General features: G+C 38.1%; 12 protein-coding genes. All 12 read right to left on the bottom strand.

Translation table 11 applies throughout. The features are described from left to right. Positions 1-17: 17 nt before the first annotated feature. Positions 18-1,379, bottom strand: coding sequence for a replicative DNA helicase (dnaB, locus tag NST80_RS10370; protein WP_002885809.1), 1,362 nt, complete (start codon positions 1,377-1,379; stop codon positions 18-20). Positions 1,380-1,422: 43 nt separating this feature from the next. Then, complete coding sequence (gene rplI / locus NST80_RS10375) at positions 1,423-1,881, bottom strand: 50S ribosomal protein L9 (protein ID WP_002885729.1); 459 nt, start codon at positions 1,879-1,881, stop codon at positions 1,423-1,425. Position 1,882: 1 nt separating this feature from the next. Next, positions 1,883-3,847, bottom strand: coding sequence for a DHH family phosphoesterase (locus NST80_RS10380; RefSeq protein ID WP_013991330.1), 1,965 nt, complete (start codon positions 3,845-3,847; stop codon positions 1,883-1,885). A gap of 73 nt (positions 3,848-3,920) precedes the next feature. Beyond that, positions 3,921-5,822 (bottom strand): tRNA uridine-5-carboxymethylaminomethyl(34) synthesis enzyme MnmG, encoded by a 1,902-nt coding sequence (gene mnmG / locus NST80_RS10385; protein WP_014635191.1) that lies wholly within the window; start codon positions 5,820-5,822, stop codon positions 3,921-3,923. A gap of 177 nt (positions 5,823-5,999) precedes the next feature. Then, positions 6,000-6,614 carry a MarC family protein gene (locus tag NST80_RS10390; RefSeq protein WP_070578654.1) on the bottom strand — a complete coding sequence of 205 codons (615 nt, stop codon included), beginning with the start codon at positions 6,612-6,614 and terminating at the stop codon, positions 6,000-6,002. Between the two features lie 19 nt (positions 6,615-6,633). Further along, complete coding sequence (gene mnmA, locus NST80_RS10395; protein WP_118172350.1) at positions 6,634-7,755, bottom strand: tRNA 2-thiouridine(34) synthase MnmA; 1,122 nt, start codon at positions 7,753-7,755, stop codon at positions 6,634-6,636. A gap of 144 nt (positions 7,756-7,899) precedes the next feature. After that, positions 7,900-9,609, bottom strand: coding sequence for a hypothetical protein (locus tag NST80_RS10400; RefSeq protein WP_118172348.1), 1,710 nt, complete (start codon positions 9,607-9,609; stop codon positions 7,900-7,902). A gap of 129 nt (positions 9,610-9,738) precedes the next feature. Then, positions 9,739-10,437, bottom strand: a complete 699-nt coding sequence (locus tag NST80_RS10405) for a transglycosylase SLT domain-containing protein (RefSeq protein WP_002887109.1) — start codon at positions 10,435-10,437, stop codon at positions 9,739-9,741. A 183-nt stretch (positions 10,438-10,620) separates the two neighbouring features. Then, entirely contained in the window at positions 10,621-11,202 is a 582-nt protein-coding gene (locus NST80_RS10410) for a LysM domain-containing protein (RefSeq protein WP_070846969.1), read from the bottom strand. 300 nt (positions 11,203-11,502) lie between these two features. Next, positions 11,503-12,297, bottom strand: a complete 795-nt coding sequence (locus tag NST80_RS10415; protein ID WP_070846971.1) for an energy-coupling factor transporter transmembrane protein EcfT — start codon at positions 12,295-12,297, stop codon at positions 11,503-11,505. After that, a complete protein-coding gene (locus tag NST80_RS10420; protein WP_014632481.1) occupies positions 12,290-13,132 on the bottom strand; it encodes an energy-coupling factor transporter ATPase in 843 nt (280 codons plus the stop codon). Before NST80_RS10420 ends, NST80_RS10415 begins: the two co-directional genes overlap by 8 nt. Then, positions 13,108-13,938 (bottom strand): energy-coupling factor ABC transporter ATP-binding protein, encoded by an 831-nt coding sequence (locus tag NST80_RS10425; protein WP_048790841.1) that lies wholly within the window; start codon positions 13,936-13,938, stop codon positions 13,108-13,110. Before NST80_RS10425 ends, NST80_RS10420 begins: the two co-directional genes overlap by 25 nt. Positions 13,939-13,944 lie beyond the last annotated feature (6 nt).

Consider the following 13,944-nt stretch of genomic DNA (forward strand, 5'->3'; position numbering starts at 1 on the left):
CTCCTTAAATCTGAAAATTATGATTCCTCAAACTGAGCAATCGATGAAAATTTATTGTATTCTTTTTGGAATAGTAACTTGACTGTTCCACGCGCACCAGCACGGTTTTTTTCTAGGATAACTTCGATGGTATTATCTTCAATCGCATTCTCTGGTTCTTCACCTTCTTTTCGGTAGTAATCATCACGATATAAGAAGGCTACAATATCGGCATCCTGCTCGATAGATCCTGACTCACGAATATCAGACAAAACTGGACGTTTATCCTGACGTTGTTCAACCCCACGAGATAACTGACTCAAGGCAATTACAGGAACTTTGAGCTCCTTGGCCAGGATTTTTAACTGTCTTGAAATATCTGAAACCTCTTGTTGTCGATTTTCTGGTCGCGTCCCTGTAATCAACTGCAAATAGTCAATCACAATGAGACCGAGACCACCCTCTACTTCTTGTGACAATTTACGGGACCGTGCACGAATCTCAGTAATCTTTATACCAGGGGTATCATCTATATAAATAGGTGCCTCAGCCAATGCCCCTTGAGCAATCATCACATTATTCCAATCTTGCTCTGTCAATTGACCTGTACGTAAAGCATGGGAATCAATCATCCCTTCAGCTGCCAACATACGATCAACCAAGCTTTCTGCACCCATCTCTAGAGAAAAGACTGCAACAGCTTTATTTTGCTTGGTACCAACATTCTGAGCAATATTCAGCACAAAGGCTGTTTTACCAACTGCGGGACGAGCTGCTAAAATAATTAATTGATCAGGGTGTAAACCTGTTGTAATCTTGTCAAGGTCACGGAAACCTGTCGGTAATCCAGTAACATCTGATGTTTGCTGTGAACGCATCTCCAAAGTATTAAAATTGACATCAAGAACTTCTGATATTTTGCGGAAACCACTACGATTGCTATGCTCTGAAACATCAACTAGGGCTTTCTCAGCATTCGCAATAATTTCATCAGATTCAGTAGCGCCCTCATATGCTTGGTTGACAGTCTCTGTCAATCTATTTATAATACGGCGAAGCATGGCTTTCTCAGCCACAATCTTAGCATAATACTCAGCATTTGCGGATGTTGGGACACTATTGACCAAATCTACAAGATAAGAAATACCCCCTATATTTTGGAGGTCATCTTGGTCATCTAGAATGGTGCGTACTGTCGTGGCATCAATGGCATCATTTCGATCCGACAGCGTTACCATTGCTTTAAAAATGACACGATGGGAATACTTGTAAAAGTCGTCTGCTTCGATAAACTCTCGAACTGTAATCAACTTTTCCGGGTTAATGAAAATAGCCCCTAGAACAGACTGTTCCGCTACTAAATCATGGGGTTGCACTCGTAATTCTTGAGCTTCTGCCACAATTATTCCCTCCTTTACAAGATTTACTTATAGTGTCAACGAATTACTCAGCACTATTTTTGATGTTAAGTTTAATTTGTGCACTCACTTCTTTATGAAGCTTTACAGGAACCTCAATTAGACCAATCGCACGAATAGGATGTTCAAGTTCAATATGGCGTTTATCAACTTTAATACCAAATTGTTTTTGAAGTCCTTCTGCAATCTTTTTGGCTGTAATTGAACCAAAAGTACGTCCGTCTGGTCCGACCTTCTCAGTAAATTGAAGACGATTTTCTTCTTTTTCAAGTTGCTCTTTAACTTGCTTCGCTTCAGCCAACAACTCTGCTGCATGTTTTTCTTCAGATTTTTGCTTACCTTTCAACTCACCGATAGCTTGGTTTGTAGCTTCCTTGGCAAGATTCTTTTTAATCAAGAAGTTTTGAGCGTAACCTGATGGTACTTCTTTAATTTCGCCTTTTTTACCTTTACCTTTAACGTCTTGTAAGAAAATAACTTTCATTTTAGTCCTCCTTGGGAGCCAATTCTCCCATAATAGTTTCAATCAATTTATTTTTTGCTTGAGCAACACTACAGTCTCGCAATTGGCAGGCCGCTAAGTTGAAATGGCCTCCACCACCCATTTTCTCCATAATACGTTGTACATTAATCGTTTTATGGCTTCGAGCAGATATATTCACAGTAGAATCACTGGTCCTAGCGACAACAAAAGTTGCTTCGATACCTGCCATGGCAAGCATCGTATCTGCTGCCTTAGAAATCACAACATTATTATAACATTTAGGATTATCACCTGAGGCAACAATGATATCATCTGTAATACGTTCACCTGCTAGAATTAGCTCATTGATACGTCGATACTCTTCAAAATCAGTGGCAGAAATCGTTTGGATTTCTCCACTATCACTTCCTAAACTACGCAGATAAGAGGCGACATCAAAGGTTCGACTAGTCACACGAGTTGAGAAATTTTTAGTATCCAACATGATACCTGCCATAAGGATAGAGGCTTGGATTTTACTCAAACGTTCTGGGGCACCTTGGAATTGCAACAACTCCGTAACCAATTCACAAGCTGAGCTCGCCCCACTTTCAATAAAGGTCAAAACAGCATTTTCAGGAAAATCATCATCTCGACGGTGATGGTCTACGACAATAACTTCATTAAATCGATCATAAAAATCCTTAGATAAAGTTAAATTGATTTTAGAATGGTCAACCATAATTAGTAACGAATGTTGGTTGACTAGCTCCTCAGCCTCTGAAAGTGTAATAAGAGGTGACTGACCATCTTCTTTTAAACGTTCGACTGCACGCTCAATATCTGCATTCATAGCCGTATCATCGTAAACAGCATAGCTTTTTCGAACAATTTGACTGGCAAAATGAGCCATACCGACCGTTGCCCCTAGAGCATCCATATCGAGATTCTTATGTCCGACAACAAACACTTTTTCGACTGTTTTCAACTTATCAGAGATTGCAGTCATCATGGCCCTTGTTCTTGTACGAGAACGTTTTACTGTTGAAACAGAACCTCCTCCAAAATAAAGAAGTTCCTTGTGATCATCGTTTTCCTTGACAACAGCTTGATCTCCACCGCGAACTAGTGCGATATTCAGATTCTGCAAGGCAACCTGACCGATTTGATCATGCTTAAGCGTACCAAATGAAATTCCCATGCTCAAAGTCAGTGGTAATCCACGCTCCTGAGCCTGCTGACGGAAGTCATCCAAGACTGAAAACTTTTGATCCATGAATTCTGTCAAAACACTGTAGTTGGTGAAGAAATAAAAACGATCGCCTTCAATACGTCGATAATGAATATGCTTGGCCTTAGCAAACTCAGAAATAAACCCTGCCACAAATGTATTGATTTTTGAAACATCGGCATCGGGTAAACTTCCCGTCACATCGTCATAGTTATCAACTGAAATAATCCCGATAACAGGACGAGTCATATTTGGATCAGCATTTTCATCTTGATCATAAACATTGTCAATAAAATATGTCAACTTATTGTCAAAATCCACAAAAGCGGCATATTTATTATCACCAACGGTTATCACATTCGAAGGTGAACCCTTTCGTTTCTGGGAAATAAAATCCGCAATCAACTGCTTATTGAAATTTCCATTTTCATCCGAAAGTACTAGCTTCGCATAGGGGTTGAACCATTCAATATGATCGTTCTCATCAAAAGTAATAACCCCAACAGGCATCTTTCCGAGAAGGGTCTTCAAAGAATCTTCAACATCCTGATTCAGTTCATCTAATTGCTCTATTTCTAAGGACTCATATGTTGTCTTTTGGTAATGCAATAAGGCAACAACTACTACCATAATAATAAAAAGCGCAAAAATGAGTGCAGACTCCGATTTTAGTACGCGAACAAAAATAGTAGCAATTCCAAAAAGAATTAGCCCAATCATTACAAGATGAATCGTTGCAAAGTGAAATCTTTTCATATAAAACCTCTTAATCTAACAATTATAACATAAAAAAGCCTTAATTAAAAGGCTTTTAAACGTGTTAGCACCGTTAGTCTACTTTCCTGCGGGCCTTATTATTACCTTCAAGATAAACCATCAAAATTGAGATATCTGCTGGGTTGACCCCTGAAATACGACTCGCTTGACCAATGGTCTCAGGATTGATTTTCTTAAATTTTTGACGAGCTTCGGTAGCAATGGAATCAATAGCATCCCAATCAATATTTTTTGGAATCCTCTTTTCTTCCATACGTTTCATCTTAGCTACTTGATCCAAAGCTTTATTAATATAACCTTCATACTTGATTTCAGTCTCAAGCAACTCTACTATCTTCGCGTCCAAATCTTCTGCAGCTGGACCTACAAACTGAGTAGCTGTGGCGTAATCAATCTCTGGTCTACGCATAAACTCTTTAGCTGTCATGGCATCTGTCAATGGCTTAAAGCCTAGAGCTTGAATTTTTTCATTCGTCTCTTTAATAGGTTTTAATTTTTCTTTTGACAGACGTGTCAACTCGCTGTCAAACTGATTTTTCTTAATTTCAAAGATACGCCAACGTTCATCGTCAACCAAACCAACTTCTCGACCAATAGGTGTCAAGCGCATGTCAGCATTATCATGACGTAATATGAGACGATACTCTGCGCGTGATGTCAATAAACGATATGGCTCCAAGGTTCCTTTTGTGACAAGATCGTCAATCATTACACCAATATAGGCATCACTACGTTTGAGAATAAGTTCAGGTTTACCTTGAACTTTAAGAGCCGCATTGATACCAGCAACTAGACCTTGACCTGCTGCCTCCTCGTATCCAGAAGTTCCGTTGGTCTGTCCTGCTGTAAAGAGACCTGAAATCAACTTCGTTTCAAGTGTTGCACGTAGTTGATGAGGGAGCACGATATCATATTCAATCGCATAACCAGTTCGCATCATCTCTGCCTTTTCGAGACCTTTAATTGAGTGAATCAACTCTTTTTGAACATCTTCTGGCAGACTAGTTGACAGGCCTTGCACATAGACTTCCTCAGTCTCTCTTCCTTCAGGTTCAAGGAAAAGTTGATGGCGATTCTTATCGGCAAATCGGACAATTTTATCTTCGATTGATGGACAATAACGAGGTCCTACCCCCTTGACAATACCTGAAAACATTGGGGCACGGTGTAAATTATTATTGATAATATCGTGGCTCTCTTGATTCGTATAAGTTAGCCAACAAGGAATTTGATCCTGAAGATAATCTTCATCCTTCGACAAGAATGAAAAATGATTCGGCTTTTCGTCACCTGGTTGAATTTCAGTTTCTTCGTAATTAATTGATGATGCCTTGACACGAGGAGGGGTACCTGTTTTAAATCTTCCTATTTCAAGGCCAAGATCCCTCAAGTTATCTGCCAATGTAACAGATGCAAGACTATTATTAGGACCTGAAGAATATTTGAGCTCACCTAGGATAATTTCACCACGCAAAGCTGTTCCTGTTGTGACAACAACCGCTTTAGCTCCATATTTTTGATTTGTGGCTGTTCTGACACCAACTACCTTACCATCTTCAACAAGAATTTCATCAACCATGGATTGACGGAGAGTCAGGTTTTCCTGACGCTCAACTGTATGCTTCATTGTCATAGCATACAAGGCTTTATCGGCTTGTGCACGTAAAGCTCTGACAGCAGGTCCCTTACCGGTATTCAACATTTTCATCTGAATATAAGTTTTATCAATATTTTTACCCATCTCTCCACCAAGGGCATCAATCTCACGGACAACAATCCCCTTGGCAGATCCCCCAATAGAAGGATTACATGGCATAAAAGCCAGCATCTCTAGGTTAATAGTCGCTAATAAAACCTTACATCCCATGCGGGCTGCAGCTAAGCTAGCTTCCACACCAGCGTGACCAGCACCAACAACAATTACATCAAAATTTTCATCAAACTCGTAAGACATTTTTTAGATTTATGCAGTGATTTACAATCAACTGCCCATCCTTTCCTTGTTTTTTCCTACAAAAATAGCCAAAACTCCAGAAAACTGTACGCAAAAACGCACAATTCTCATGAGCTTTGACCATCATGACTATTGTTAAAGTTATTTTATCAAATCAAATCGTTTTGTCAATGAAAATCACTGTTTAATCAAGGTCTGCACACTGACGATAATCATCTGTATACCTATGGAGAATAGTAAAAGTCCCATCATTTTCGTTATAATTTTCATCAAATTTTCTCCCAAGAAGCCTGCAATTTGTTTTGCACTTCTTAACAGGAGATAAGTGATGACACATAGTAGAGCAAAAGCAACTACGGTTATCAGTTGATTCTGCAAACCTCCATTAGCCAGACTTAAAGCAGTTGTAATTGTACCTGGTCCTGCAAAAAGTGGCATTGCAAGAGGAGAAATAGCAATAGACATTGGATCTGAATTTACTGCTTGCTGCTCCATTCCTTTATAGCTAGGTGAATGATTACCATTAATCATATGGTAACCGATAACAGCCACTAATATTCCGCCAGCAATTCTGAAAGAAACAATTGTAATTCCAAATACTTTAAAAATGAAATCTCCTGAAAAGATAAAAACAGTTATAATAACAAAGGCAATCAAAAGACTCCTAAAAGCAATTTTTCGTGAAATTTTTTGACTATCATCTGCTACTAAAGCCATGTAAGCAGGAAGATTTGAAATTGGGTTCATTATAGCGAAAAATGCCATAAATGCATAAAAAAATTGTGAACTCATCGTTTTTACTCAACTCCAGTTAGATATACTGACAAACTTTTCCGTCTTTATACGCCTGGTCAATAATACCGCCGCCTAAACATTCCTGACCATCATAGAAAACAACGGCTTGACCAGGTGTAATAGCACGCTGAGGTTCAGCAAAAATAACCTCTGCTTTATCACCTTTAACCTTTACAGTAACTTTACTATCAGGTTGACGATAACGGAATTTTGCTGTGCACTCCATTTCAAATTCTTCTGGCATATCTCGAGTAAAGTGAATCATTGAAGCGTCAAGAGAAGTTGACATCAACGACTCATGGTGGAAACCTTGACCCACGTAAAGAATATTTTTAGAAAGATCTTTCCCTACTACAAACCAAGGAGCATTATCTCCGCCTTTTTGGCCACCAATACCCATACCACCACGTTGACCAATAGTGTAATACATGAGTCCGTTGTGTTCGCCCATATCACGACCATCGACAGTCATCATACGACCTTTTTGAGCTGGTAAGTATTGACTAAGAAACTCTTTAAAGTTTTTCTCACCAATAAAACATATTCCTGTTGAATCTTTTTTCTTGGCTGTTGCAAGACCTGTACGTTCAGCAATCTCACGAACTTCTGGCTTTTGTAGATGTCCTAAAGGAAACATCGTTTTCTGCAACTGCTCTTGCGAAAGTTGACTAAGGAAGTAGGTTTGATCTTTATTGTTATCTGCACCACGCAACATATGGACAATGCCGTCTTCATCGCGAACAACTTGAGCGTAATGTCCTGTAGCCACATAATCCGCTCCCAATGTCATCGCATAATCTAAGAAAGCCTTAAACTTGATTTCCTTATTACACATAACATCTGGATTAGGGGTACGGCCTGCACGGTACTCTGCTAAGAAATACTCAAATACACGATCCCAGTACTCTTTTTCAAAGTTAACAGAGTAATAGGGGATACCAATCTGATCAGCTACTGCTGCTACATCTTTATAATCTTCGGTTGCGGTACACACACCAAATTCATCTGTGTCATCCCAGTTTTTCATGAAAACACCGATTACATCATAACCTTGCTCTTTTAAAAGTAAGGCTGTTACTGATGAATCAACGCCACCACTCATACCAACAACAACACGTGTTTTTGAATTATCAGTCATAGATAACTCCTCCCATCAAATAAAAATTAACATAGACTTGAAGGGTCTAGTTATTCAAATATCGATTTGAAGGTCGATTTTGAAGCGTAAAAGCACGCAAGCTTAATTATATCATGATTAAAGAATAATGCAAAAAGGTTACCACTAGGCAACCTTTTTGATACTTATTTTCGTGTAAAGCCACTGTAAACCTATTACTCCTAAGACTATTATTGGAATCAATAACGCTACAAATAGCCATCCTGGCTCCTTATAACTTAATACAAGTTTATTTTGTCCTTCTTGTGAGGAAACGGTCGGTGTACCAATCGTTGACAAGTCATAGTCATCCTTGTCTAGTTCTTTACCATTTAGTGTCAAGATAGAATCTTTATAGACAACTATCGGTAGATTCAGTTTCTCCCCTTCAGCAGCTTGCCAAGTTAATACAAGATAACCATCTTCGAGTAGCTTTTCTGCCTTCTGATTCGTAACGATATTTTCATAATAAAGATCATAAGTGTTCTGCTTACCTATTGTCCCATATATAGGTACGTAATCTGGTGTGGGTTTGACAACTAAATTTAAAAACTGTGACAAGTCACTGTCATTCATGGTAAGACTTATCGTCTGATAATCTCCTTCAACGTAAGTATGTTTAACAATGGAAATAAGTTCACCATCTTGTGCCGCAGTTTTTACACGATCGGTAGTATCCATCATGTTCTGAATAAGACCAACACCCGCAAAGGCAAAGAGTAAAACAGCAATACTTTTTCGCCAGTTTACAAATCGCGTGACCGTTAACCCCGTAATTGCTAAAAGTAAAATGGTGGCAGGAACAAAGAATCTAAATGGAAATTGAATCAGTTCAGCAAATGTATTTCCATTTTCTACTAGATACTGCCACGGAAAAAGACCTGTCGATAAGAAGAAGAAAATAAAATAAATAAAGTGCAGTATTTTTTTCCATCTAGCAAATTTCTTCCAATTCAAAACAGCGTAAAGAAACTGTAAAATGAGTAACACCATTAATGAAATTGGGGTATATAGCCAGTATCTTGCTGTCCCATCTATCCCATTCTTACCAATTTCTCTATTTATAAATGGATCTAAGAGATGATTAGTCCCTCTCAAATATAGGAGTACTAACCAGACATTGACAGTCAGTAAGAGGAACAGAATGACTGCTATACCTACTTGAACGAAGGTTTCCTTTTTCTTAGCGATAGGAGACTTTACAAAAGTGTAAAGATAAAAAGGAAGATACATCATCACTAATATCAAAGCACTAAGTACGTGAACCTGAAAAATCAATGCTATAGACAAGGCAAGTCTAATTGGTTCTACTTTTTGATAAAAGACATAGTGAATTGCTGGAATAAAACAAAAAGGTAGTAAAGCCGCTCCCCAACTAGAGAAACCCTGACGCATCGTCCAGTATTGGATAGAGAATGTTGTCGCATAGAGTAAACCTAGTGACAAGGCAATGTTTGTCTTAACTTTACACTGCTTGAGCAAGGCATACATTGAGGACTCAGCTAGTATATGTAGTAATACCCTTGACACAATCTGATAACGAAACCAGGTGCCACTTATTAAAATAAGCCCTCCTTGTAAATAGGCAAAAAAAGGACCGTAAAGAGCATTGACAATGCGGCCTGACTGTTGGAATCCATATAAAGATAAAAAGTAAGAAAGGTTACCATTTTTTAGTTGCATAGCAGCTTCATAGAACCTGTTATAGTGAAAGATGGAATCTGAACCTAAAATGACTTTTCTTGTAAATAGTTGTGGTGTAACCAATAATACAGCAAAAGCTATAATAATCAGAGAAACCCACAACTTTTCTCTTGATTTAAAAATTTGTTTCATTGCTATACCTTTCATTCCTATTATAACAAAAAGGCCATACCCTACCTAGTAATAACAAGTAGCTCTATAAAACAGATTACCTACATCCAAATTAAAAAGCTGAGAGTACGCTCCCAACTTCTATTAATATTAGTAATTCCAAGCTGACAAACCTTGTGCGTTATAGGCATTCAAGGCTGATTGAATTTGATCCTCAACTGTTGCAGTAGAGCCCCATCCAGGCATTGTTTGAAAAAGACCTGATGCACCTGAACCATTTGCTGCAGTATGATCACCATTTGACTCACGCGCAATAATTGACTCCCAAGTTGACTGAGGAACACCAGTAGCTGCTGCCATCTGTGCCGCTGCATAGGAACCAACTTCTCCTGCAGTGTTCCCATTTGAGAGAACAACCGACCCGCTACCAGTTGCAGCAACCGAAGGAGCTGTTCCAGTATTTTGAGTCGACGTAGTATCAGTATTCGTTGAAGCAGCGCTTGTAGTAGCAGTATCTGACTGAGACTTTTCAGCTGCTTCTACCGATTCTCCTGTTATTTCTGACTGAGGCTTACTTTCTTCAACATTTTCTTTATTAGCTTTATTCTCTTTACTTGAGCTAATTTCTGTTGATTTAACTAAATCTGCTGTCGATTCTGACGTTGTTGATGCTGTTGAAGGTGCTGGGGTAACAGAATCTGAAAATGCATTAACCAACCCTTTATTAATTAGTGTAGACAGTGATACTGCCAAAATTACAATAAAACTTGTTACAATTGCCACCGATACCGCCAATGATTTCTTCGCTGCTAATTTGATACGGCGTCCCTTATAACTTTTTTTAAACATAAATCCCTCCTAGTTAATTCTAGTTACATTCATCATAACTTAGTAATATTACTGCCGATTATTTGTATTATGTCTAATGTTACAATGATTTATCATTTTAATAAAAAAATGCCAAAAATCTGGCATTTTCCCCTTATTTGTATGAGATTTGACTAGTTTTCCTCATAAGTCAGTAATAATGATTTAGTACCAACCATTAGCATTCCAGAAAGCAAGAGCTGCTGTCCATGAACCATAACGGCTTGCTACATAATTGTCTGCTACCTTCTCTTGATTTTCAGGAGACAAGTCTCCGTTCAAATATGATGATGCTAATTGGTAACGTCCATAATATTGCCCATTTTGAGCTGTATAGCTACCGCTTGACTCACGTTGCGCGATTTCTTCTTTGGCAGCTGCCTCTGAAGAAGAAAGATTTGTATTGGTTGCTTGAGTATCTTCACTTTGTGTAGACTCTGTTGATTGTGTTGATTCAGCAGCTGCTTCTGTTGTAGCTGTTGTAGCTGAAGGTTCTGTAGTCTCTTCAGTTGTTTCATTAATTGTTAAGTTTTGACCAATAGAAATCTTATTGGCGTCTTGAATACCGTTTTTTGAAACGATTTCATCTACGGTCGTACCATTTTTCTTAGCAATAGCTGAAAGTGTATCGCCTTTTTGAACTGTGTAAGTTTCTGCATTAGCTAAAGCTGTTGCCCCAAGTGTTGCTACTGTAACAAGTCCCAAAAGACCTAATTTTTTAGTGTTAGATGTATTCTTTTTTTGCATGATGATGCTCCTTTATCTATTTATAGTCCAATCCATATTAGTCAAAGATTTTAAGTTATTTTATTGTTTATGACTAATAGGTAAATCAACTGGCTTACTCTATATAGGGATTTCTCAATCCAGATTAAGCTGAAGAACTATAACCATGTATCTATGATACCTTGGAAATATAACATCCCCTTGTTAGGGATATTAAAAATATTACAAGTAGGTTGGGATTAGACGAAAAAAGAACGCCTACGTGGGCGTCCATCTAAAACTTCTAGGTCTTAAGACCTAGTTTTTATTTATCTCAACGAATTAACTCTTAAGATAAAAAAGCATTAATCCTAAAGCTAAAATAGCAATAATTGATAAGGTATCTCGACCATTCCATGAAAGTCGACGATATTTTGTTCGTCCTTCACCACCTTGATAGCCTCGTGCTTCCATAGCAATCGCCAGAGCATCTGCTCGTTTAAAGCTTGATGCAAACAAAGGAATTAAAATAGGTATTATTGATCGTACTTTTTGAATAATATTTCCTTCACCAAAGTCAACACCACGCGCCTTTTGAGCATTCATAATACGAGTCGTATCATCCATCAAAGTTGGTACAAAACGTAGACTCAAAGATAGCATTAAACCAATTTCATGTGCTGGCACTTTGAAAACAGTAAAAGGTTTTAAAAGTGATTCAACTGCATCAGATAAACTTAAAGGTGTTGTCGTTAGAGTAAGTAGGGTGGAAAAACTAATAATGAGGATAAATCTAAGGAATATCATCCAACCTTGATTTAAACCGACTTCCGTAATCTTTAAAAAGCCGATAGACCAAAGCACACTCCCTTTTGTATTGAAGAAAACTTGAAATAGGGTAGAAAATAAAATAATCCAAATCATTGGTTTGATTCCACCTAAAAAGAAACCAAGTTTTATTTTAGACAAGAAAACCAAGAAAAGTGTAAATAAAGTTATTACAGCATAAGTTAAGGGATTATTAGCCCAAAAGATAATAACAATATAAATCAGCATAGCTAATAATTTACTTCTAGGGTCTAATCGGTGTATAAAAGAGTCCCCAACAATATAACGTCCAATAATTAACTTATCCATGCGACACCACCTCTACGAATTCCTCGATTGTAATAGGGAGACTTTCAAATTGATAACCTTTTTCTTGTAGCTGTAGCGCAAACTCTGTGATTTTAGGAACACCTAACTGCTTTTCTTTAAGAAAAGTAACCTTTTGAAAAACATCTTTAGGAGCTCCCGACAACACTAGTTGCCCTTTTTCCATAACATTCACAGCTGTCGCATAATCGGCAACATCATCCATCAAGTGAGTAACTAAAACAATCGTCATTCCAGAAAGATGTAACTCCTTAAAGAGAGACATCAATTCCTTCCGGCCCTGTGGATCTAGACCAGCAGTCGGTTCATCCAGCACTAAAATATCTGGTTGCATAGCTAGAATCCCTGCGATGGCAACACGTCGCATTTGTCCCCCTGATAAATCAAAAGGATTCTGTCCATGAAACTCTTCCGGGAGTCCAACTAATTTTAGACTTTCAATAGCACGTTGTTCTGCTTCTTCCTTAGAAACTCCGAAATTTTGAGGTCCAAAGGCAACATCTTCTAAAACAGTTTCTGCAAATAACTGACTTTCTGGAAATTGAAAAACTAAACCTACCTTCTTACGAATTGGTTTTATGTCCTTATTCTTTGATTGACTGGTTATAATCGTATCATCAACGTGAACCTGACCACTAGTGGGTAAATAAAGGCCATTCAAGAGCTGCATAATAGTAGATTTACCACTTCCTGTATGTCCAATAAAGGCCGTATATGAACCATCTTTTATCGTCGTCGTCATATCAAAAAGGGCACGCCCCTCAAAAGGAGTACCCGCTTGATAGATATAACTTACATTTTTGAGAGAGATTCCCATAGTTGTTCTACCAATTCCTTTTCTGTCAGATAGTCTTCACAATCTATCAGACCTTTATTTCTTAGCTTTTGAGTTAATAATGCACTAAAAGGGATATCCAAACCTAAGTCAACCAACTCTGAGCCCCTACTAAATAGTTCACGAGGACTTGAAACAGACTCCACTTTACCTTTTTTCAAAACCAAAACACGGTCACTCAAAGCGACCTCATCGAGATCATGAGTAATTGATAAAACAGTCATTCCGTACTCTTTACGAATAGCTTTAATAGATTGAATCAATTCCTGGCGACCTTCTGGGTCAAGCATGCTGGTTGCCTCATCCAAAATCAAAATAGATGGTCTCATAGCTACAATACCTGCAATAGCCACACGTTGTTTTTGGCCTCCAGATAATCTAGCTGGCTCTCTATCCTTAAATTCTGACATTCCCACAAATTCCAGAGCCTCTTGAACCCTTAAAGCCATTTCTTCATAGGGAACACCTTTATTTTCAAGACCAAAAGCAACATCATCTTCAACAGTTGCCCCAACAAATTGATTATCTGGATTTTGAAAGACCATACCAATCTTATCACGGATATCCCAGACATTGTCTTCTGTTAATTCTTGACCATCAACAATAATCTGCCCAGACTCTGCCACTAATAGTCCGTCAATAAGACGTGCTGTCGTGGATTTTCCAGAACCATTATGCCCTACAATGGATAACCATTCCCCACGTTTCACGTGAAACGATACATCATCAAGAATATAGGATGGTTGATCTTGATGATATTTAAACTTTAAATTTTTTATTTCAATCATTGATTT

It is taken from the genome of Streptococcus sp. FSL K6-1323, assembly GCF_038630745.1.
GTDB classification, from domain to species: domain Bacteria; phylum Bacillota; class Bacilli; order Lactobacillales; family Streptococcaceae; genus Streptococcus; species Streptococcus salivarius_D.